Raw genomic sequence first — 22,501 nt, 5'->3', positions numbered from 1 at the left:
TTCCCTGTTGTGGGGCCGGATCATTAGAGTTCGAAAAAGGGTTGGCATGATACCCGCTCTCGATGACTGGATAAAGGCTGAATTGAACAAATTCTGAACAGTTAATCTGTTATTACCCGTGGTTTGGTTTGCCAGGGGGAGTCAGAAAGCCGGCGTTAATCCGGGAGCGATCAAGCGTTTCACTCCGGAGAGTGAAAGCTCAGACTGTAGTTCACGGCCTTGGCACCAGGGTCGAGAATGTCCAGGGCGATGTGGATCGGCGTTTGCGGAGGCATTTCCGCCATGCCTTCGAGATCGCCATTGAGGTACTCGCCGGGTTTGAAGCGGCGACTGGCGATCAGGTGGCCATTGAGGTCGGCGAAGCGCAGTTCCAGCAGCGGGAAGGGCTGGGAGAAGGGCGCGCGGTTATAGATGATCGCATCGACCACCAGTGCGCCATTGAAGTCGGGATGGCTGCGCACCACCAGGTTGCTGCTTTTGATTTTCGCGATGTCGACCTTGGAGGGCACGGTGCAGCCGATTTGCGGGCACAGTTGCTGGAACCACGGACGATATTGATCCTGTCGCGCCAGTTCGTCGAAATGGTAGGCAATGTACTGGCCGGCGAGGGCGCCAGCGGCAATCAGCACCAGCAGCAACCACAGCAGCCGCCGCCCCCAGGGCGAGCGGCGTTTTTGCCAGTCCAGTTGCAGCGGGTCGTCGGTCAGGTCTTGCAGCACTTCGGCACGCACGCCCGGCTCACTGCGTTCGCGTCGCTTGCGCAGCGGTTCGATCGAAGGCAGGTTGTCGTCGGATTCGTTCTCGTCGGCGGCCGACAGGCGTTCGTGGCTCAGTGGCGCATCGAGTGGGTCGTGCAGGCGCAAATGGGGTGGTTGCAGTTCGTCGTCGAGATCGACCGGTTCCAGAGACAGCGAAGGTTCGGTGCGCGAGGCTTTGCCCGGTTCGACCGTCGGCTCTGGCGATTCAAGGCTGTCGAACGGTTCGTCGACTTGCGCACGATCGGCCGCCGACTCACTGAACAGGCTGTCGGACCACGGCTCTTCGTCATCCTGCCCGGTGCTGTCGCGACGGGCGCTCAGCGAGTCGTCGCGATGGCGACCGAGCTCGGTGGCCGGCTGGATTTCCCGCTGTTCGAGTCGGGCGAGTTCTTCGTCGAGGTCGAGACTGTCCAGATCCAGCTCGGTCGCGCTCCATTGCTTTTGGCTGATGGCGCGCGGCGGCGATGGTTCGACGGGCTCTGCAGGCTCCACAGGCGGGAGCGGCGTCGCTACCGGTGGTTCCTTGCCGGCCTGCTCGAGCAACTGCCTGGCGGCATTGAACACCTGCAGACAGGAGCCGCAACGAACCACCCCGCGAGCCACGCTCAACTGGGCATGGCTGACGCGGAAGCTGGTTTGGCAATGCGGGCACTGGGTGACGAAGCTATCGGTCATGCGGCGATCCGGATTATGCAGGCAGCCATTCTAGCGCCGACGGCCAGTGATGCGCACCCAACCATCGCGATTGGCGATCGGGTCCAGATCGAAGTCCTTGGCATAAGCAGCGGCGACTTCATTGCCCTGTTCGGCGAGGATGCCCGACAGCGCCAGGCGCCCGCCGGACTTGACCAGGCCGGACAGCTGCGGCGCCAGGGAAACCAGCGGGCCGGCGAGAATGTTGGCCACCAGCACGTCGGCCTGCACTTGCGGCAAATCTTCTGGCAGGTACAGCGGGAACAGGTGTTCGGCGATGTTGTTGCGCCCGGCGTTGTCGCGAGAGGCTTCCAGCGCCTGCACGTCGATGTCGGTGCCCACGGCCTCCTTGGCGCCCAGCAATAGCGCGGCAATTGCCAGAATCCCCGAGCCGCAGCCGAAGTCCAGTACGTTGCAGTCCTTCAGGTCCTGGCCGTCAAGCCATTCCAGGCACAGTGCGGTGGTCGGGTGGGTGCCGGTGCCGAACGCCAGGCCCGGGTCCAGCAGCAAATTAACGGCATCCGGTTCCGGCGCGGCGTGCCAGCTCGGCACGATCCACAGGCGCTGGCCGAAACGCATTGGCTGGAAATTGTCCATCCAGTTGCGTTCCCAGTCCTGGTCTTCGATCACTTCGCTGTGGTGCTCGGGCAGCGGGCTGCCGGTCAACAGCTCCAGGTGGGCCAGTACCGGGCCTGGCTCGGTGCCACCTTCGAACAGGGCCAGCAGGTGAGTGTGGGACCACAGCGGCGTGGTGTTGAGTTCCGGCTCGAAGATCGGCTGATCTTCGGCGTCCATGAAGGTCACCGATACGGCGCCCACTTCAAGGAAAGCGTCTTCATAGGTTTCGGCTTGTTCTGGGCTGATGGCGAGACGTACTTGCAGCCAAGGCATGGCGGGCACCTTTGAAAAATGTTGATTGCAGCCTAGCGGGCTGCGAGAAGCGCGCAAGTTTACGCGAGCGCGGGGCTTTTGTGGGAGTGGGTTGACCTGGGGCTGTCGCGACTCCCGGTTAACCCGGAACTCTGTGGGAGCGAGCTTGCTCGCGATAGCGGTGTATCAGTCAACGCCGATGCTGGATGTACCTGCCCATCGCGAGCAAGCTCGCTCCCACAGGGGAAATGCGAAACCTTTAGATACAACAAAGCCGCCCGAAGGCGGCTTTGTTTTGTGCCAGCTAAAGCTTAGTGCTTTTCGCCAGCCAGCTTGTGCTCGAGGTAGTGAATGTTCACGCCCCCTTTGCAGAAGCCTTCATCGCGGGTCAGGTCGCGGTGCAGTGGGATGTTGGTCTTGATCCCGTCGACCACGATTTCGTCCAGCGCATTGCGCATGCGCGCCATGGCTTCGTCGCGGGTTGCGCCGTAGGTGATCAGCTTGCCGATCAACGAATCGTAGTTCGGCGGAACGGCATAGCCACTGTACAGGTGCGAGTCGACGCGAACGCCGTTGCCGCCTGGGGCGTGGAAATGCTTGACCGTGCCCGGGCTCGGCATGAAGGTTTTCGGGTCTTCGGCGTTGATCCGGCATTCCAGCGCGTGACCACGGATGACCACGTCATCCTGGGTGAACGACAGCTTGTTGCCGGCGGCGATGCTGAGCATCTCCTTGACGATGTCGATGCCGGTGACCATTTCCGAAACCGGGTGCTCTACCTGGACACGAGTGTTCATCTCGATGAAGTAGAAACGACCGTTTTCGTACAGGAACTCGAAAGTACCTGCGCCACGGTAACCGATGTCGATGCACGCCCTGACGCAGCGGGCGAGGACTTCCTCACGCGCGTTCTCGTCGATGCCCGGTGCCGGCGCTTCTTCAAGAACCTTCTGGTGACGACGTTGCAGCGAGCAGTCGCGGTCGCCCAGATGGATGGCATGACCCTGACCATCGGAAAGAACCTGGACTTCCACGTGACGTGGGTTGGTCAGGAATTTTTCCAGATAAACCATCGGGTTGCCGAACGCCGCGCCTGCTTCGGAGCGGGTCAGTTTGGCCGAGGCAATCAGGTCTTCTTCTTTATGCACAACGCGCATGCCGCGACCACCGCCGCCGCCAGCGGCCTTGATGATCACCGGGTAACCGACTTCGCGACCGATGCGCAGAGCGGTTTCTTCGTCTTCCGGCAACGGGCCGTCAGAGCCCGGAACGGTCGGTACGCCAGCAGCGATCATGGCGTGCTTGGCCGAAACCTTGTCGCCCATCAGGCGAATGGTTTCGGCTTTCGGGCCAATGAACGCGAAGCCGGATTTCTCGACCTGTTCGGCGAAGTCGGCATTTTCCGCAAGGAAGCCGTAGCCCGGGTGAATGGCGGTGGCGCCAGTCACTTCGGCCGCGGCGATGATTGCCGGAATGTGCAGGTAGGAGTGGGCGGCCGATGCCGGACCAATGCAGACGGATTCGTCTGCCAGGCCCAGGTGCATCAGTTCCTTGTCAGCCTTGGAGTAAACGGCGACGGTCTTGATGCCCATCTCTTTGCAGGCGCGCAGGATCCGCAGGGCGATCTCACCGCGGTTGGCGATCAGAACTTTTTCCAACTTCGCAGTCATCAAAGGCTCTCCGCGGTTCAAACGATGGTGAACAGCGGTTGGTCGTACTCAACCGGCTGGCCGTCTTCGACGAGGATGGATTCGATCACACCGCTGGTTTCAGCTTCGATGTGGTTCATCATCTTCATGGCTTCAACGATGCACAGGGTGTCGCCTTTCTTCACGGTCTGGCCGACTTCTACGAAGGACGGCGAGGTTGGCGAAGACTTGCGATAGAACGTACCGACCATCGGCGAGCGGGCAACGGCACCGTTCAGTGCTGGAGCGGCGGCGGCAGCAGGTGCAGCAGCGGCAGCCGGAGCGGCGGCAGCGGCAGGCGCGGCAACCGGAGCAGGCATTGGAGCCGGCGCGTAGTACTGCTGAGCCGGGGTCTTGCTATGACGGCTGATGCGTACGGACTCTTCGCCTTCCTTGATCTCGAGCTCGTCGATGCCGGACTCTTCCAGCAATTCGATCAGTTTCTTAACTTTACGGATATCCATGAATCATCAACTCCCAAGGGTCGGTCAGGGGCGTTTAACGCTTGTTGTTCAAGCTGTTGCCTGTCTTTCAAGCTGCTCTAGGGCGGCCTCCAGGGCCAGTCGATAACCGCTGGCGCCAAGGCCGCAGATCACTCCCACCGCTACGTCGGAGAAGTAAGAGTGATGGCGGAAAGGTTCGCGTTTGTGCACGTTAGACAAATGCACTTCGATGAATGGGATGCTCACCGCCAGCAGCGCGTCACGTAATGCGACACTTGTATGTGTAAAAGCTGCTGGGTTGATCAGAATGAAGTCCACGCCTTCGCTGCTGGCAGCGTGGATGCGGTCGATCAATTCGTACTCGGCATTGCTTTGCAGGTGCAGCAAATGGTGACCGGCTTCGCGGGCACGGCGTTCCAGATCCTGGTTGATCTGCGCCAGCGTCGTGGCGCCGTAGGTGCCCGGTTCGCGAGTGCCGAGCAAGTTCAGGTTGGGTCCGTGCAGAACCAGTAGGGTCGCCATCGGCTGTTCCTTTATTTTCTGTGAGCAATTGTCAGAACCCGGCGACTATGCCGCAAAGCCTTTGTGACTGTCCAGTTCTCTGCAATAGCCAGCACGATGACCGATGTTTGCGCGAAATATATGACTGCTTGATTAAATTTGGTCATTCGCCCTGGTAACACGTTCGGCGAAGTCTTTGGCATTGATCTCACCGATCACTCGCACCTCGGCACGTTCGACGCCGTCCTTGCCAAAAAACATCAGCGCTGGAGGACCGAACAAGTGGTAGCGGTCGAGCAGGGCGCGTTGTTCGGCATTGCTGGCGGTGATGTCGAAGCGGATCAGCCGGTAACCCTTGAGGCGTTCGACGACGATCGGGTCGTCCAGCACCTCATGCTCGATGACTTTGCAGCTGATGCACCAGTCGGCGTACCAGTCGAGCAGCAGCGGTGTGCCGGATGATCTGGCGTCGGCGAGTGCGCGGTCCAGATCGGCCGGCGTGCTGACGGTTTGCCAGGCGCTGGTGTTTTGCGCGGGTCCGCTGTTGTCGACGGTGCGGGGCTGGCCAATCGGGTTGAGCGGGTCGGTCTGGCCGCTGAAGGCGCCATACCAGCAGGCCAGCGCGTAAAACAGCAAAAACATCCCGAGCAATTGGCCCAGGCGTTTGCGCGGTGGTTTATAGACGAACTCCAGCGCCCCCATGAACAAACCGACACCGCCGGCCAGCAAACCGATCAGCAGCAAGGTGACCTGACCCGGAAGGACGCGGCCGAGCAACCCGATGGCCAACCCGAGCAACAACACGCCTATCGCGTTTTTCACGTAGACCAGCCACGGACCGCTTTTCGGCAGCCAGGCTGCACCACCGGTGGCCACCAGCAACAGCGGAGCACCCATGCCGAGGCCGAGCATGAACAGTTTCAGGCCACCGCCCAGCGCATCGCCACTGGCACTGATGTACAGCAGCGCACCGGCCAATGGCGCCGAAACACAGGGTGAAACCAGCAAGCTGGAGACCACGCCCAACACCGCGGCGCCCCACAGTGACCCGCCTTTGGTGCGGCCGGCGATGCGGTCCAGGCGACTGCTGATGGCGTGCGGCAATTTGAGTTCGAATACACCGAACATCGCCAATGCAAACACGGCGAAAAACATCGCGAACGGCACCAGCACCCAGGCCGATTGCAGCCGCGCCTGTAGATTGAGCTGGGCACCGAACAGACCCATCAGCGCACCGAGCAGGGCAAAGCAGGCAGCCATCGGCAGCACATAGGCCAGCGACAGATTGAAACCGCGCCAGCCGCCCACCTGGCCGCGCAGCACCACGCCGGACAGGATCGGCAGCATGGGCAGCACGCATGGCGTGAACGTCAAACCCAGGCCCGCGAGGAAAAACAACGCCAGTTCGCGCCAGCTCCATGGATAAACCGGCGCCGGAGCGCCGCTGCCGTCGATGCTCAGGCGCTCGGTTTCCGGCGGATAGCACAGGCCTTTGTCGGCGCAACCCTGATAGGTCACGGCCAGGGTGAAGGCGCGTTGATCGGTGCGCGGCAACTCGACGTCGAGAATGCCGTGGTAGACCTCGACGTCGCCGAAGTATTCATCATGCTTTTTCTGGCCTTCGGGCAGTTTTGCCGGGCCGAGGACAACATCGGCTGGATCGGCGTGAAACTGAAAACGGTGGCGGTAGAGGTAATAACCTTCGGTGGCGACGAAGCGCAGCTTGATTGATTGCGGCGTGCTTTCTACCAGGCTCAGTTGGAAGGCTTCGCGCACCGGCAGGAAATCGGCGCTGTTGTTGATCGAGCCCAAGGTGGAGCTGGGGCGGTTCTCCAGCAAGCCGGTGGCGCTGGCCGGCAGGGCGAACACTAAAAACAGCAGGCAGAGCAGACGGCGCATGACGATCTCGCGTATCGGAATTGGGGGGGATGATAGCGGACAGTGGCCAGGCGTGCAGAGCAGGAGTCTTGCTGTGAATGTTCTGACGCCATCGCGAGCAGGCTCGCTCCCACAGGGACAACATTCCAATGTGGGAGCGAGCTTGCTCGCGATGGCGGTCTGTCAGACGCGAAAAGCTTGAACGGCCGTATGCAATCGCCCACCCAGCACCAGCAAATTCTCCCCTTGCTCACGGCCTTCGCCAATGCGCAGCAGATTATCCCCGCCCAACTGATGAATTCGCTCACTGTGGTCACGGATCTCGCTGACAGCGCCGCTTTGCTGGGCGGTGACATCGGCGATGCGCACTGCCGTGTCGGAAATGGTCTGGATCGCCCCGACGATTTTATCCAGCGCGCCATCGGCGGCCTGGGCCTGGTTGGCCGTGGCTTCGGCGTGTTCGACCTGGGCGCGCATGCCTTCCACCGATTGCCGCGCAGCGGTTTGCAGTCCTGCGATCAGCGTCTGGATTTCTGCGGTGGCCCCGGCGGTACGTTGCGCCAGTGAGCGAACCTCTTCCGCCACCACCGCAAAGCCTCGTCCCATTTCCCCGGCGCGAGCCGCTTCAATGGCCGCGTTCAAGGCCAGCAGGTTGGTCTGGTCGGCAATCGAGCGGATCACCGTCAACACGCCGCCAATGGTGGCCGACTCTTCGGCCAGGTGTTCGATCATCTGCGCATTGCCTTGCACTTCTCCCACCAGTGCATGCAGGCCGGTGAGGCTCAGGCCGATGACTTTCTGTCCGTGCTCCACGGCCAGGCCGGCGTGGCGGCTGGCGTCGGCAGCCTGGCTGGCATCGCCGGCGACTTGCTGAATGGTCGCTTCCAGCTCGCTGAGGGAGTCGCGGATCAGCGCCGTATCGCCGGCCTGATGCTCGGCACCGCTGTGCAGGTCGTTGCTCAGATCGGCCAGGGTGCGGCTGCTGCCGGCCACTTGCTCGGCATTGAGGCGAATGGTCCCCACCAGGTCCACCAGATACGCGCGCAAGCGGTTGAGCGAGGCTTCAATGTCATGCAATTCGCGGTTGGTGTTGCCCAGTTGAATGTCGCGGCTGAAGTCACCTTCGGCCCAGGTCGACAGGGCCGGGGCAAGGTTGGTCAGGGTCCGGGCCAGTTTGCGTTGCAGGGTGTCGATCAGCAGTGCGATCAACAGGATCAAGCCGATCATCACGCCTTGCATCAGCCGCACTTCACCCTGGATCTGCCCATGCTGGGCGCGTACCACCGGTTCCAGCCCGGCAATGGCCTGTTGCACGTCGGCGATTTTCAAGTGCGTCGCGGAGCTGAGGTCGGCGCGTTTGCGGATTTGATCGCGGGTGCGCGAGAGTTCGGCCGGGTAGCGGGTGAGCAGGCTGTTGAGTTCGCGCTTGAGGCCGACGCCGGCATCTTCGGCGACGGTTTTTTCCTTGTTCTCAAGGCCCATCATCGAGGCGAAGTCATCGGTGTTCGATTCGCTGCTGGTGGTCACGCCCAGCAAGGGCAGGGCATCGAGTTTCTCGGCCTGGGTGCGGATGTTGGCGACTTCGCGTTCGACATCGGCGGCCAGTTCACTGCGGCCGCTGCTGACCAGTTTGTCCCGCGCCAGCGACAATTTGCCCAAGTGCTGCGACGCGGTGAGCAGCGGCGTCAGGTAGGTCGCATTACCGCTGGCGTACTGGCTGAGCTGATCGAGGCTGGCGCCCAGTTCCCGTTCGGCCTGCAGCAGCAAGGCCTGCGGGTCGCCTGCCAGTTTGCCGGCGGCCAGCAGGTCGGTTTTGCTGAACTCTTCAAGGGTCGACAGGCTGGGACGCAACGTCTCGGCCAAGGCCGGTGGCAATTCGCCGAGCTCTTTTTGCAGGCTGTCGATGCCCTGGGCGGCACTGCTCAGGCGCAGTGCATCGCCGCTGCCAAGGTAATCCTCGATGCTGCGGGCGACTTCATTCTGAAATTGCTGCGACAGGCCCAGGTATCGCTCCATTAATAGATACGGGCGCTCAAGGGCTTTCTGCGACCACCACAGCGTCGCGCCGAGGGCCACGCACACGGCCACCAGAAGGAGAGTATTGAGATTGGTCAGCAGCTTCAGGCGCATTACGGACTACCAACGGCAGAAATGGTAAGTGCCTGAAGTTATTGCGTTTCTGTTACAGGGTTATGACCGTATCGGTCGATTCCGATAAAAAAGTGGCACTTTGCTTTGATGTGCGAGCGGCCTGTACGCGATTGCGTCCGCCGCCCTTGGCACGGTACAGCGCCTCGTCTGCCTGGCTGGCCATCATCAGGCTGTCAGAGCTTTCGCATAACTCCACCACCCCGGCACTGAAGGTGCACCACAGATCCTGGGGTTGCGCGGGGTAGTGAATCTCGGCGAATCGCTGACGGATTTCATCGAGCACGTTGTAGGCCGCTTCGATATCGGTGTCCGGCATGACGATGGCGAATTCTTCGCCACCGTATCGGCCGATGAAGTCGGTTTTGCGCAGGCGTTGCTTGAGAAACAGCGCCAGGCTCTTGATCACCCGGTCGCCCATGGGGTGGCCGTGGCTGTCATTGACCCGTTTGAAATGGTCGATGTCGAGCATGGCAAAGCTCAGCGGCTTGCTTTCGCGGCGGGCGCGGAACGAGCAGTCTTCGAGCAATTGCAGGATATGCGTGTGGTTGTACAGGCCGGTGAGGCTGTCGCGCACCATCCGTGCCTTGAGGTTGCGGGCCCTTGCTGCGCGGTTGCGCACGGTGGTGATCAGGTGCCGGGGCTTGATCGGTTTGGTCAGGAAGTCATCGCCGCCCTCGCTCATGGCGTCGAGCTGCTTGTCCAGGTCGTCTTCGGCCGACAGGTAAATGATCGGCACGCTGACATAGCGGTCGTTGTGACGGATCACTTTGGCCAATTCCGTACCGGTGCAGGCCGGCATGTACATGTCGAGGATGATCAGGTCCGGCTGGAAGTCCGCCAGTTCGGCCATGGCCTGGATCGGTTCGATCAATGTCCGGGTGACGATCCCGGCGCTGTTGAGCAGGCGCTCGGTGTGCAGGGCCTGGGCGCGGGAGTCGTCGATGATCAGCACTTTATAAGGTTCGTACTGGGCAACGCAGGTCAGGACTTCGATCTTCTCCAGCAGGCTCGACGCTTCGAGGGTGCCGGTGAGGAACTCCTGGCCACCGGCACGCACGGCGGCGAGGCGGGTCGGTGTGTCGGTTTCGTGCAGGCTGAAGAACAGCAGCGGCAAGCGGTGGTCCAGGCCGTCCTGGGCTTCGGCGGCCAGCTTCAGGCCGACACCGGGGCCGCTGAAATCCACGTCCATGACAATCGCCGCCGGCAGGCGCTCGACCATCGATGAGCGAAACGCGTCTACGCTGTCCAGGGACTGGGCGCTGAGCCCGAAGAATTCCAGTTGCTTGGCCAGGCGCTCGGCACGGTCGTGATCCTGCAGCATTATGTAGATGGGCTTGCGCAGCGGTGGCAGGAAGGTTTGATCGAGCTGATCGCCATGGCGCAGGCCGGTGCGCGACAGGCGCTGCATCAAGCGATTGAGGTCGGTGATCAGGCCGCTGCTCAGGCGTCCGCGATTGGCGTCGACAGCCTCCAGGGACTGACCGATGTGGTGGGCCAGTTGTGTGTGTTCCGGTTGCTCGAAACGCTCGGCGAAACGCAGCAGGCGCAGATTGGCCTCGCTCAGTTCCGACAGGTCGGCGCTGGACCACTCACTGCGTTGCAGGCGCTGCCATATCTCAAGAATCTGACGAGCCTGATGAATTACCCGCTGGGCAAAGTGGTGCTTGAGGCGCTCGCGGCTGGGGTCTTCTGGCTCGGTCATATCCTGACTACTAGTTAGGGTGCACACTGAGGTCGACTGGTGGCTCTATGCTAGCACCACTTTTCCGTTACATGAGTGCTGTACGTCAATAATCTGCAATGTGAGTTCATTCAGTTTATGACTGAGCGGTCAGGCTTCGGCCTTTAAAGTCGCGCTGTGCCGGGGGCAAAGTGCTTGAATCAGGGCACTTGAGGGAAGTGGGGTGGCAATTGGCGAGTGGCTGACATTGGGCAGTTCATGGTTTTTTGCCAGTGCTGGTCGGCCCGGTTTTTTTCGCCTCAGGGGGTCGGGGATTCCCTGAGGGGGCAATCCAAACCATAAGGGGGATTTCGACGGCCGCAAGGGCGTCAGGTGCGCAGGAACTCTTTTCATTCGCAAGCCCGGTAATTTTCCCCATCGATGCAATGGCGGGTGCCGGGCCAAGGCACGTTGTTGTATGGTTGTGGTCGAACCGTGAACTCAAGAGCTTGAAAGGATATCGCCATGCTGGACTGGAAGAACCGCACAGGCAGTGCGCCTGAACGTGCCCCTGAACCGAAGTCGGAGACCCGCAGTTATCTGGGCGGTCTGTTGTTCAGCCGGGCGCTGGCCACTTTACTGGGCATCTACCTGTTGGTGGCGAGTGTCTTGGGCTGGTACTGGAGCCAGGAGCCGGCGCTGTTCCCGGTCCAGCAAACCGCCCAACTGGCCGCCGAGAAAGAAGGCAAGCAGATGGTCGTCGGCTACACCACGGTGGAAACCCTCAAGACCGTCGCCGGCACCTTGCTGACCAAACCGGGCGGCTATATTTCCAACGACCGATTCCCGCCAGGCCTGTGGATGGACAACATGCCGAGCTGGGAATACGGCGTGCTGGTGCAGGTCCGCGACCTGAGCCGTGCACTGCGTAAAGACTTCGCCCGTTCACAGTCGCAGTCCGCCGAAGACGCCGACCTGGCCAAGGCCGAGCCGCGTTTCAACTTCGACAACAAGAGCTGGGTGCTGCCGTCCAGTGAGTCCGAGTACCAGGAAGGCATCAACTCCCTGAGCCGCTATCAGGCGCGTCTGTCCGATCCGAACCAGAAGAGCGCGCTGTTCTATGCCCGCGCCGACAACCTGAACAACTGGCTGGGTGACGTCGGCACTCGTCTGGGTTCGCTGTCGCAACGGCTGTCGGCCAGCGTTGGTCGGGTCAAGCTCAACACTGCGCTGAAGACCGAGGTCGTGACACCGGGTGTGGCGCCGCAAGTCGATGAAGAAATCGTCGAGACTCCATGGTTGCAGATCGACAACGTGTTCTATGAAGCCCGCGGTCAGGCCTGGGCCTTGTCGCACTTGCTGCGCGCCATCGAAGTCGACTTCGCCGATGTGCTGGCCAAGAAAAACGCCACGGTCAGCGTGCGCCAGATCATTCGTGAACTGGAAGCGTCGCAGGAGCCGGTGTGGAGCCCGATGATCCTCAATGGCAGCGGCTTCGGCGTGCTGGCCAACCACTCGCTGGTCATGGCCAACTACATTTCCCGGGCCAACGCCGCGGTGATCGATTTGCGTCAATTGCTCAATCAGGGCTGAGTCATGGTTGATAACTCTGTCGATGGAATGCGAGAGGCCGCGCACCGTGCGGCTTCCGATGCCGAACAGATCGCCTGGGTCGATGAGCAGGACAACCTGCTCGGCGCCCTGGTCCGTTCCGACTTGCGCGAGCGCGGGCTGATCGGGCGCGGCACCTACATTATGTTGTTCAACTCCGCTGGCGAGCTGTGCGTGCATCGCCGCACCCTGAGCAAGGCGATCTATCCCGGTTACTGGGACGTGGCAGCGGGGGGCATGGTGCTCGCCAGTGAAACCTACGCCGAATCGGCGGCCCGGGAACTGGAAGAAGAGCTGGGCGTGAGTGGCGTAGAGCTGACCGCCCATGACCATTTCTTCTTCGAGGACACTGGCAATCGCCTGTGGTGCTCGGCATTCTCGGCGGTGTGGGACGGCCCGTTGACCCTGCAACCGGAAGAGGTGCTGGAAGCGCGCTTTATCCCCATCGATCAGGTCATGCTGGAGATCGAGCAAAAGCCTTACTGCCCGGACTCTCTGGCGGCGTTGAAGCGCTATCTGAAGGCTCAACAAAGCAACGTCGCAAAACAGCTATAAATTGGCGCCGATTGGCTCTTAGCAATCGGCGTTTTTGCCGTTACACTGCGCGACCTTTTTAAACTGAACCGGTATTGCTGGTTGTTGCTGTAGGAGCGAGCTCGCTCGCGATGGACGTCAACGATAACGCGGGCATCCAGAATGAACGCGTCGCTTTTGAGTTCATCGCGAGCGAGCTCGCTCCTACAGTGAAATGAATGTCGTACCGTTTCAGTAGCGCTGCCCCTGCCTGAGTGGGGCTTCGCGGTCGATAGCCTTCCCAAGTGCTGCGACCAGTCTTTGTCCTCCGAAGAGGATTGCCGGTGGCCAAAAAAGCCGCATCCTTCGCCGCCCTGGGCGGCCTGGTATTTTCCACCGACGCAGGTCGTCATTGCCCGGAATGCAGTAAACCGGTGGACGCCTGCATCTGCAAACAGACCGTTATCCCGGCCGGCGACGGCATCGCGCGCGTGCGTCGCGAAAGCAAGGGCCGTGGCGGCAAGACGGTGACTACCATCACTGGCGTGCCATTGGCTGAAGACGCGCTCAAGGAACTGGCCACGACGTTGAAGAAACGCTGTGGGACCGGTGGGGCGTTGAAAGACGGTGTCATCGAAATCCAGGGCGATCATGTCGAGCTACTCTTGGCAGAACTGATCAAGCTCGGTTTCAAAGCGAAGAAGTCCGGCGGCTAGCAGCCTCTGTGAAAACCACCCTCGGCTTGATCCGGTCCTGATGGCATTCAGGTCTGGCGTCGTCCACATGGTTTTCACAGAGCCTGTTCATGACCGGTTTCTAAACTCACTGCGGTCGGCGGGGTCTATTGCCTCGTTGACGAACCGTCATTTTCATTCTTTAGACTGCGCCGGCCTGAACCCAGGCGACGCACTATGACTTCTTTATAGGGGACTTCGATGTCCGTACGACGCACACGCAAAGACGATGGCAGCCAATGGACAGTTGCGGACAGCCGCAGTGTTTACGGGATTCGCCATTGGGGGGCCGGGTATTTCGCGATCAATGACGCCGGTCGCGTCGAAGTTCGTCCGAACGGTCCGAGCAGCTCGCCTATCGACCTGTTCGAGCAAGTCGACCAGCTGCGCAAAAGCGGCCTGTCCTTGCCGTTGCTGGTCCGTTTTCCGGACATCCTGCAAGACCGCGTGCGTCAGCTGACGGGCGCATTCGACGCCAACATCGAGCGTCTGGAATACCAGAGCAAGTACACCGCGCTGTACCCGATCAAGGTGAACCAGCAGGAAGCGGTGATCGAAAACATCATCGCCACCCAGAACGTTTCCATCGGTCTGGAAGCCGGTTCCAAGCCTGAACTGCTGGCCGTGCTGGCGCTGGCGCCGAAGGGCGGCACCATCGTTTGCAACGGCTACAAGGATCGTGAGTTCATTCGCCTGGCGTTGATGGGCCAGAAGCTCGGCCACAACGTGTTCATCGTGATCGAGAAAGAATCCGAAGTCGGCCTGGTGATCGAAGAAGCGGCCTCGCTCAAGGTCAAGCCTCAGGTCGGCCTGCGCGTGCGGCTGTCGTCCCTGGCATCGAGCAAGTGGGCGGACACCGGCGGCGAGAAATCCAAGTTCGGTCTGTCGGCGGCGCAACTGCTGTCGGTGGTCGAGCGTTTCCGCGCGGCCGGCCTGGACCAGGGCGTTCGCCTGCTGCACTTCCATATGGGTTCGCAGATCGCCAACCTCGCTGACTACCAGCACGGCTTCAAGGAAGCGATCCGTTACTACGGCGAATTGCGCAACCTCGGCCTGCCGGTGGACCACATCGACGTCGGCGGTGGCCTGGGCGTGGACTACGACGGTACGCACTCGCGTAACGCCAGTTCGATCAACTACGACATGGACGATTACGCCGGCGTCGTGGTCGGGATGCTCAAGGAATTCTGCGATGCGCAGAGCCTGCCGCACCCGCACATCTTCTCCGAAAGCGGCCGCTCCCTGACCGCGCACCACGCCATGCTGGTGGTGCAGGTGACCGACGTCGAGAAGCACAACGACGACGTGCCGCAGATCGAAAACAAGGAATCGCTGCCGGAAACCGTGCAGTGGCTGGTGGACCTGCTGGGCCCGACCGACATCGAGATGGTCACCGAAACCTACTGGCGCGCCACGCACTACATGAGCGATGTTGCCGCCCAGTACGCCGACGGCAAGCTGACCCTGGCCGAGAAGGCCCTGGCCGAGCAATGCTACTTCGCCGTGTGCCGTCGCCTGCACAACTCGTTGAAGGCGCGTCAGCGTTCCCACCGTCAGGTGCTGGACGAACTCAACGACAAACTGGCCGACAAGTACATCTGCAACTTCTCGGTGTTCCAGAGCCTGCCGGACACCTGGGCCATCGACCAGGTCCTGCCGATCATCCCGCTGCATCGCCTTGACGAAGAGCCGCTGCGTCGTGCGGTACTGCAGGACCTGACCTGTGACTCCGACGGCAAGATCAACCAGTACGTCGACGAGCAGAGCATCGAAACCAGTTTACCGGTGCACGCCCTGAACGAAGGTGAAGACTACTTGCTGGGTGTGTTCCTGGTCGGTGCCTACCAGGAAATTCTTGGCGACATGCACAACCTGTTCGGTGACACCGACTCGGTGAACATCTACCAGAACGCCGACGGCAGCGTGTACCACGCCGGTATCGAAACCCACGACACCATCGAAGACATGCTGCGTTATGTGCACTTGTCGCCGGAGGAACTGATGACTCACTACCGCGACAAGTGCGCCAGTGCCCGCATCAGCGCAACCGAGCGCACGCAGTTCCTCGATGCCTTGCGTCTGGGGCTGACCCGTTCGTCTTACCTGTCTTCCTGAGGTAAGCCTCACGCTCATCAGGTTGTCTGAAAATGTTCCGCTCGCTGCGGAAATTTCAGATGACCTGGTGCGGCAATTCTCCTATTTCAGACGAAATTTCCCGCGTCTCGACGACCCAACGCATTTGGTCTTCTTTTCACGTAGGTTATTTCCTAATTTGTATTTCGGCACTCTACTCGGCCATGTCTCTCAGCGAGAATCCCCGGCCGCCCCTCCTGTAGAGAAACCCCGATGTTCAATCCAGTCAGCGAACCGTCATTTCGTCTGGATGTAGCAGGTCTGCCCGACTCCTTTGAGGTCCTGGCCTTTACCGGTAGAGAAGCCATCAGCGAGCCGTTCGTGTTCGACCTGGAACTGCTGATCGATGACCCGGTGCTTGACCTCGCCAGTTTGCTGTACCGCCCGGCCTCGTTGCATTTCGGACCAGCCGGAAGTCACGTGCATGGACAATTGCATGAACTCGTCCAGCGTGACCATGTCTCGGGACCCCGACTCTGCCAGGTGCGTCTGGGGCCAAAACTGGCTTGCCTGGCCCAGCGCTTCAGCCAACGAATCTTCAGCGCCCGTTCAGTGCCGCAAATCCTCGACCAGGTGCTCAAGGAGCACGGCATTACCGGCAAAGATCGACGCCTGGCGCTGAGCGGCGAATACCCGCCCCGGGATTTTTGCACGCAATATCGAGAGTCAGACCTGCAGTTTCTCCAGCGACTGTGCGCCCAGGAGCGGCTTCACTACCACTTCGAACACCGGGCCCGCGGGCACTGTGTGGTGTTTGGGGATGATCAGCAGCATTTTCCAACCGGCGAACCTGCGGTAATGCGCAGCGAGGGCGACCGGCCGGCGGTGCGGCAGTTCGAACGTCAGCGTTGCGGTGAGATAGCGGCGCAGTGTGCCGAATGCCGGACGGACCTGGCGACCTTGCGTAGCGGTCGGCTGATGCCGCTGTCCGGTCATCCGGTTGCCGATTGCAATCGGCTCTGGCTGCTGACCCACGTTGAGCACTGGGGCAGCCAGGATGCTACGACGCCTTACCACAATCAGGCCCGTGCCCTGCACTGGCCGACACTCTTCGAGCCGTCCTGTGTGACGCTCAAACCACAGATGCATAGCCTGCAACGGGCGTGGGTCGTCGAGGTCGATGAACCAGGCCCTGACCCGGCAAGGCCGGTCGCGGTGCAATTCGACTGGCTGTATCAGGGCGAAGGGGCAGCGCCCAGCCATTGCTGGTTACCCCTGGCCAGGCAGTTGCAGGCCTCGACGTTCTCGTCATTGCGGGAAGGGACCGAGCTGGTCGTGGGTTTTGTCGAGGGCGATCCCGATCAACCGCAGATAACCGGGTTGCTGCATGCGCCGACACCGGTCGAAGTGACGGACGCTGACACCCCCCAGCCCAGTTGCACCCATGATGAGGGCCTGGAGCAATGGTTACGGTCGGGGGAGCCATTGCTGGTGTTGTGCCTGCTGCCCGGCGGTGGCAGTTTCAACCATTGCGCACAGGCGTTGTGCACCTGTCGTCTGGCGACACAGCTTGGCCAGAGCTCTGGAGCATGATCGCCACACGCATGCCCGAGGCACCCCCGCAGTGGCTGTTGCTGGATGTGCCGGGCACGCCACAGGCGGGTATCGCACTTCGGCAGATGTTTGCGCAAGCCCGGTGCTCCGGGTTGTTCGAAGGTACGGAGTGGCATGCGCTGCATGAGCTGGGGCCGGTCCTGGTCGATCTGCGCACCTGCCCGGCACTGGCCGATTTATGCATCGTCGACGGACAACGCTGGCCCGGATTGCTGATAGTCAGCGAGGCCAGCGCTTCGTCGTTGCTGGCGCATTTGCGGCGCATGCTCACGGTTACGCTTGGCCTGCACCGGGCCCTTTTGAGCTACTACAACCCGATCACGGCCAGCTATTTTTTCGATGCCTGCGATGCCGCTGAACTGAGTCGCTGGCTAGGGCCCATCCACCAGCTTCGCTGGTTCGGCGGCAGTTGGGCCGACCGCGCGACGGGATCTGAAGGCTGGCAACGCTTGTCCAACCCGGGGCTGGCGGTCAGCCCATTGGCAGTCGAGGAGAGCCTCAGTGCCGCGCAACAGGGAAAACTGCAAACCTGCCTGCTCGAACAGTATGCCTGGCGCTGGAACCAATCCACCGGTGCCGATTTCTCCCGTCTGTGGGCCTATGTGCAGGAGGGGGTGGCGCTGGGTTTCAGCGAGCGCCCGGTGCTTGATGGCTGGATATGGCTACGTTTGCAGTATCCCGACGCCGTGCCCGTGCAGCCATTGCCGGGCAGGACTCAACAGGAACGCCTCGATAGCCTGCGTCACTTGTGGCAGAACGAACCACCCTGGCCATGAGGTCGAAATTGATTCGGTGTTGGTCGGGGCCACGTCCGTTCAGTGAGTGCTGCCGGCGAACCAGCCATCGTGACGGCGCAGGCGCCAGGCGATCACGCCGAGGGTCAGACTGCGCAGCAGCATGAACAACAAAAAGGTTACCCACAGGCCATGGTTGCCCCCGCCTTGCAGTGCCCAGCCGAAAGGCAGCACCAGCGCCACGGTCAGCAGCATGCCGTTGCGCATTTCCCTGGCGCGGGTGGCGCCGATGAAAAGACCGTCGAGCAGGTAACTCCAGACGGCAATCAGCGGCAGTACGGCGAGATAGGGCAGGTAGATGAACGCGGTGTCGCGCACACTCTGAATGTCGGTTTGCATCTCGATGAACAGATGCCCGGCGAACAGAAACAGTGCGGCAAAACCCAGGCTCGCCAGCAACGACCAGCCGCCAGCCACCACCAATGAACGGCGCAGGGCATCGCGGTCGCGGGCGCCGAGAGCATGTCCGCACAGGGCTTCGACGGCGTGGGCCAGGCCATCGAGGGCGTGGGCGGTCAGCAGCAAACCGTTGAGCAGCAAGGCATTGGCAGCGACCGTGGCGTCGCCCAGCCGCGCGCCTTGCACGGTGATCAGGAAAAACACCGATTGCAGCGCCAGGCTGCGGATGAAGATGTCGCGGTTGACCGCCAGCAATGGCCGCCAACTCTGCCACAGCGTCAATGCCGCCCAGGCGATATGCCCGGGATAGGCGCGCAGGGCTTTGCGGGTCATCAGCAAGCCGATCAGCGCCCCCGTCCATTCGGCAATGACCGAAGCCCGGGCCGCACCGACCACGCCCCATTCCAGGCCGAGAACGAACCACAGGTTCAGGGCAATGTTGACCAGGTTGGTGCTCAGCAAAATCGCCAGGGGCGCCCGGGCATTCTGGGTGCCGAGGAACCAGCCGACCAGTGCATAACTGGCGAGCGCCGCCGGCAGGCCAAACAGGCGGGTATGGAAGAACTCGCGAGTCAGATGATCGAGTTCCGCCGACGGTTGCATGAAATGCAGCGCGACCCCGCTCAACGGCACGCCCACCGCACCCAACACCACGGCCAGGCCGATGGCGAGCAACAGGCCTTGCAACAGGATCTGTCGCAAGGCCGCGCCATCCCCGCGCCCGGCCGCCTGGGCGGCGAACCCGGTGGAGCCCATGCGCAGAAAACCCATGGCCCAGGCCAGGAAGGTGTACAGACTGGCGCCGACCGCGACGGCGCCGAGTTGATGGGCGTGGGGCAGGTGACCGATGACGGTACTGTCCACCAGCGCCACCAGCGGTACGGAGATGTTCGAAAGAATCATCGGTGCGGCCAGCGCCCAGACCCGGCGATGGGTAGGGCGGTCGCGCCAGTCGGTGATCAGGTTGGACATGCAGGCTCCTTGGGGAGTCGGCATTGTAGCGGCACATTCGAAATTCGCCGCGATCCATTGTGGGAGCGAGCTTGCTCGCGATAGCGGTGTGGCAGACACTCATATGTTGTATGTGCCGGCATTATCGCGAGCAAGCTCGCTCCCACAGGTGTCCGGTGGGGTCAGTGAATTATCCAGCTGAGCAACCAAAGCCCCAGCATCAACCAGATGATTCCCATGATGAACGACGCATTGAGAAAGGCGCGGATCGCCGACCACAGCAGTATCAGCCCGAGGATCAAGGTCACGATGCTGACGATCGAGGTATCCATGCCCAGTGCCTGGGACAAGCCTTCGACAAAATTGCTGCTGGCGTTGCTCATCAGATTGAAAAGCCCACTGAGGCCATCAACGATGAAGCGGATGATCGAGCCGAGTACCTGGCCGAGCCATTCGAAAAAACCTTCTACCTGCATGGAATGGGAATCCTGATTAATGAGAATTGAGTCTTGGGCTGTCGATCATGCTGCCGAGTTCCCACAAGCATAGAGCGTTGCACCGCAACTGTGGGAGCGAGCCTGCTCCGGGCGGCGTTCCGACGAAGGCGGCGGCATATCCAACATTGATGTGTCTGATCCAGTGCTTTCGCGAGCAGGCTCGCTCCCACAAAAAACAAACGGGACACTGAGCCGTTGTCACTTGCCATCCTAGGCCATCCCCCCGAAGCTATACGCCTTCAGGAGAGCCCGATGAACCTTGTTGAACTGACCGAACGCCTGCACACCATCCGTGACCGCAATGACTGGCGGCAATTTCACAGCCCGAAAAACCTGGCCATGGCCGCGAGTGTGGAAATGTCCGAGCTGGTGGAGATTTTCCAGTGGCTGACCGAAGACCAGTCACGCCAGTTACCGGCGGACAAGCTCGCCCACGCCGGGCAGGAAGTCGGTGACATCGTGCTTTATCTGTTGCTGTTGTGCAGCGAGCTGGGCCTGGACATGGAAACCGTGGTGCGCAGCAAACTGGCGGACAGCGAACGGAGGTTCAGCTGATGAGCGACCGTCATTTCGATCAACTGGCGACCCGTTTCGCCGAAAAAATCTACGGCGGTGCCAAAGGTGCCATCCGTCTGGCGGTGTTGCAGGCCGATCTGGCCGAAATCTTGCCCGACCGGCCGCTGCGTGTTCTGGATATCGGCGCCGGACTTGGCCACATGTCGTTGTGGCTGGCCCAGCGCGGCCATCAGGTGACCCTCGCCGAGCCTGCCGAGCCGATGCTCGAAGGCGCCCGTCAACGCTTTGCCGAAGCCGGGCAGAGCGCCACGTTCATTCAGGCACCGTGGCAGGAACTGCTCGGGCAGCTCACCGAACCCTACGACCTGGTGCTGTGTCATGCCGTGCTGGAATGGCTGGCCGAACCCCACGCCATCCTGCCGGTGCTGCATCAACTGACCAAGGCGGACGGCTGGCTGTCCCTGGCGTTCTACAACCGTGACGCGCTGATTTATCGCAACTTGCTCAAGGGCCATTTCCGGAAGATGCGCAAGAACGACATGGCCGGCGAAAAGCAGAGCCTGACCCCGCAACAGCCCCTGGATCCGCGCGAGCTGGCGGCGCAACTTGAAGGCCTGTGGCAGGTCGAAAGTCAGAGTGGAGTGCGGGTTTTTCACGATTACATGCCGGTGGAGTTCCAGGCCCGCGCCGAGCTGGTGGACCTGCTGGAAATGGAACTGGCCCACCGTCGTCATCCAAGCTTTGCCGGGCTTGGGCGTTACTTGCACTGGATCTGTCGGCCTGTCTGATCGGAGCACGAAATGAAAAATCATTCAGGTGTACTGGTGTTCTGCCTGGGACTGGCCGCTTGTCAGGGCAGCAACCCTTATGTCGCCACATCCAACCCTTTGCCACCGGCGCCACCCCAGGCCGCCACCACCTTTGACCGCAGCGCTTACCCGGCAGCCCCGCGTGACTATGGACGCTACCGCAGTTGGGCCTGGCTCAATGGGCATCTGCCAGCGGGCACCGCCTGGGCCGACTCGGCGCAGGTCGCTGAAGCAGTCAGCAATGCGCTGGATCAACGCGGCTTGCGCCCGTTGCACGACAATCGCCCGGCCGACCTGTTTGTCAGTGCCGACCTGCGGATGGAAACCCGCTTGCGTCAGGTTCGGGACGACTATTACGGCGGCGGTTATGGCGGCTACAACGGCTACGGCCCTGGATATGGCGGATACGCCACCGTGCCGATCATCCGTACCTATCAGGAACAGGTCGTGGTCGTGCAGGTGGACATGTTTGACGCCAAAAGCGGTCAGCCGATATGGAGCTCCAGCGCCGAAACCGGCAACCGGGGCAGCGAAAGCGAGCGGGCCGATGCCATACGGGAGGCTGTGGAAAAGGCAATGTCGGCGTATCCTCCTAGTTAGCTTCTTGTAGATAAGAAGCGTTCCACAGGATCATGTCTTCAACCGGAGAATCATCATGTTCCGCCGTTTTGTTCTACTGGCAGTGGCCGCGCTGCTCAGTGCCTGCGCCGCCAACCAGGTCAATCATGACTTCGACGCCAGCCGCGACTTTGCTGCCTATCGCAGCTGGAGCTGGAAAGAACCCGCCCTGCAATACCGTCCCGATGATCCACGGATCAAGAGCGACCTGACCGAACAGCGCGTCCGCCAGGCAGTTGCCGATCAACTGGATCAGCGCGGTCTGCGCCCGGCCGCCGCGGGTGCCAAGGGTGACTTGAATGTACAGACCTACCTGATCGTCGAAGAGCGGCAACAACAGGTGACCACCAATTACGGCGGTGGGTGGGGCAACCCGTGGTATGGCTACTACGGCGCACCGATGTACAACGAAACCCGCAATGTCAGCTACAAAGTGGCGACCATCCAGATCGACTTGCTCGATGGCAAGGACGGCAAACTGGTGTGGCGCGGCAGTGACGAACAGATACTCAGCCGCACGCCGAACCCGACGGATCGTCGCGATGCCATCTGGGAAACAGTCACGCGGATATTGGCCAACTATCCACCGCACTTATCCTAGAATCAGCCTGCCATTCAACCCCTGTGGGCCTACAGGGGTTTTTTTGGATGGTGTGCATATCCATTGCTGCGGTAACGGCGGCTGGCGGTTTCGCCCTTACGGCGAGTCCCTTTTGGCAGACGCCCCAAA

At 61.2% G+C, this 22,501-nt stretch carries 20 protein-coding genes; 10 read left to right on the top strand and 10 right to left on the bottom strand.

Annotated elements, in window-relative coordinates:
- Nucleotides 1–179: 179 nt before the first annotated feature.
- The 8 genes from PMI29_RS26150 to gcbA form a co-directional block, all read right to left on the bottom strand.
- Nucleotides 180–1,433, bottom strand: a complete 1,254-nt coding sequence (locus PMI29_RS26150; RefSeq protein ID WP_007994231.1) for a DUF3426 domain-containing protein — start codon at nt 1,431–1,433, stop codon at nt 180–182.
- A gap of 30 nt (nt 1,434–1,463) precedes the next feature.
- Nucleotides 1,464–2,342, bottom strand: coding sequence for a 50S ribosomal protein L11 methyltransferase (gene prmA / locus PMI29_RS26155; protein ID WP_007994229.1), 879 nt, complete (start codon nt 2,340–2,342; stop codon nt 1,464–1,466).
- A 290-nt stretch (nt 2,343–2,632) separates the two neighbouring features.
- Nucleotides 2,633–3,991: an acetyl-CoA carboxylase biotin carboxylase subunit gene (gene accC, locus PMI29_RS26160; RefSeq protein ID WP_007994228.1), complete on the bottom strand. Its 1,359-nt coding sequence runs from the start codon at nt 3,989–3,991 to the stop codon at nt 2,633–2,635.
- 17 nt (nt 3,992–4,008) lie between these two features.
- The gene (accB, locus tag PMI29_RS26165) at nt 4,009–4,473 is read right to left on the bottom strand and encodes an acetyl-CoA carboxylase biotin carboxyl carrier protein (RefSeq protein WP_007994227.1); all 465 of its coding nucleotides are present in this window, start codon (nt 4,471–4,473) and stop codon (nt 4,009–4,011) included.
- Between the two features lie 48 nt (nt 4,474–4,521).
- Nucleotides 4,522–4,974 carry a type II 3-dehydroquinate dehydratase gene (aroQ, locus tag PMI29_RS26170; RefSeq protein WP_007994226.1) on the bottom strand — a complete coding sequence of 151 codons (453 nt, stop codon included), beginning with the start codon at nt 4,972–4,974 and terminating at the stop codon, nt 4,522–4,524.
- Nucleotides 4,975–5,106: 132 nt separating this feature from the next.
- Nucleotides 5,107–6,852 carry a protein-disulfide reductase DsbD gene (locus tag PMI29_RS26175; RefSeq protein WP_007994225.1) on the bottom strand — a complete coding sequence of 582 codons (1,746 nt, stop codon included), beginning with the start codon at nt 6,850–6,852 and terminating at the stop codon, nt 5,107–5,109.
- Nucleotides 6,853–7,014: 162 nt separating this feature from the next.
- Nucleotides 7,015–8,058, bottom strand: coding sequence for a methyl-accepting chemotaxis protein (locus PMI29_RS32995; protein ID WP_442096124.1), 1,044 nt, complete (start codon nt 8,056–8,058; stop codon nt 7,015–7,017).
- A gap of 955 nt (nt 8,059–9,013) precedes the next feature.
- On the bottom strand, nt 9,014–10,684 hold the full coding sequence (gene gcbA, locus PMI29_RS26185; protein WP_007994223.1) for a diguanylate cyclase GcbA: 1,671 nt from the start codon (nt 10,682–10,684) through the stop codon (nt 9,014–9,016).
- A 483-nt stretch (nt 10,685–11,167) separates the two neighbouring features.
- Between gcbA and PMI29_RS26190 the strand changes: the two genes are divergently transcribed.
- From PMI29_RS26190 to PMI29_RS26215, 6 genes are all read left to right on the top strand, one after another.
- Entirely contained in the window at nt 11,168–12,235 is a 1,068-nt protein-coding gene (locus tag PMI29_RS26190; RefSeq protein ID WP_007994220.1) for a DUF2333 family protein, read from the top strand.
- A gap of 3 nt (nt 12,236–12,238) precedes the next feature.
- Nucleotides 12,239–12,808, top strand: a complete 570-nt coding sequence (locus tag PMI29_RS26195) for an NUDIX hydrolase (protein WP_007994219.1) — start codon at nt 12,239–12,241, stop codon at nt 12,806–12,808.
- A 302-nt stretch (nt 12,809–13,110) separates the two neighbouring features.
- Nucleotides 13,111–13,482 carry a translation initiation factor Sui1 gene (locus PMI29_RS26200; protein WP_007991289.1) on the top strand — a complete coding sequence of 124 codons (372 nt, stop codon included), beginning with the start codon at nt 13,111–13,113 and terminating at the stop codon, nt 13,480–13,482.
- A 219-nt stretch (nt 13,483–13,701) separates the two neighbouring features.
- Nucleotides 13,702–15,615, top strand: coding sequence for an arginine decarboxylase (gene speA, locus PMI29_RS26205; RefSeq protein WP_007994217.1), 1,914 nt, complete (start codon nt 13,702–13,704; stop codon nt 15,613–15,615).
- A 231-nt stretch (nt 15,616–15,846) separates the two neighbouring features.
- A complete protein-coding gene (locus PMI29_RS26210) occupies nt 15,847–17,166 on the top strand; it encodes a type VI secretion system Vgr family protein (RefSeq protein ID WP_007994215.1) in 1,320 nt (439 codons plus the stop codon).
- On the top strand, nt 17,163–17,963 hold the full coding sequence (locus PMI29_RS26215; RefSeq protein WP_007994211.1) for a DUF4123 domain-containing protein: 801 nt from the start codon (nt 17,163–17,165) through the stop codon (nt 17,961–17,963). The genes PMI29_RS26210 and PMI29_RS26215 overlap by 4 nt, the downstream gene beginning before the upstream one ends.
- 39 nt (nt 17,964–18,002) lie before the next feature.
- On the opposite strand, the gene PMI29_RS26220 is transcribed toward PMI29_RS26215, so the two are convergent.
- Both PMI29_RS26220 and PMI29_RS26225 read right to left on the bottom strand, forming a co-directional pair.
- Entirely contained in the window at nt 18,003–19,352 is a 1,350-nt protein-coding gene (locus tag PMI29_RS26220) for an MATE family efflux transporter (RefSeq protein WP_007994209.1), read from the bottom strand.
- Nucleotides 19,353–19,513: 161 nt separating this feature from the next.
- On the bottom strand, nt 19,514–19,807 hold the full coding sequence (locus tag PMI29_RS26225; RefSeq protein ID WP_007994207.1) for a hypothetical protein: 294 nt from the start codon (nt 19,805–19,807) through the stop codon (nt 19,514–19,516).
- Between the two features lie 273 nt (nt 19,808–20,080).
- Between PMI29_RS26225 and PMI29_RS26230 the strand changes: the two genes are divergently transcribed.
- The 4 genes from PMI29_RS26230 to PMI29_RS26245 are packed head-to-tail and all read left to right on the top strand — an operon-like array spanning nt 20,081 to nt 22,372.
- On the top strand, nt 20,081–20,383 hold the full coding sequence (locus PMI29_RS26230; protein ID WP_007994203.1) for a MazG-like family protein: 303 nt from the start codon (nt 20,081–20,083) through the stop codon (nt 20,381–20,383).
- Entirely contained in the window at nt 20,383–21,132 is a 750-nt protein-coding gene (locus PMI29_RS26235) for a methyltransferase domain-containing protein (protein ID WP_007994202.1), read from the top strand. Before PMI29_RS26230 ends, PMI29_RS26235 begins: the two co-directional genes overlap by 1 nt.
- A gap of 12 nt (nt 21,133–21,144) precedes the next feature.
- On the top strand, nt 21,145–21,753 hold the full coding sequence (locus PMI29_RS26240; protein ID WP_007994199.1) for a DUF4136 domain-containing protein: 609 nt from the start codon (nt 21,145–21,147) through the stop codon (nt 21,751–21,753).
- Between the two features lie 55 nt (nt 21,754–21,808).
- Nucleotides 21,809–22,372, top strand: a complete 564-nt coding sequence (locus PMI29_RS26245; RefSeq protein ID WP_007994198.1) for a DUF4136 domain-containing protein — start codon at nt 21,809–21,811, stop codon at nt 22,370–22,372.
- Nucleotides 22,373–22,501: the final 129 nt, after the last annotated feature.

This window comes from Pseudomonas sp. GM49, from assembly GCF_000282355.1.
Lineage (GTDB): Bacteria > Pseudomonadota > Gammaproteobacteria > Pseudomonadales > Pseudomonadaceae > Aquipseudomonas.
The sequence above is the reverse complement of the archived record's forward strand: the minus strand, read 5'-3'. Positions and strand labels throughout refer to the sequence as shown.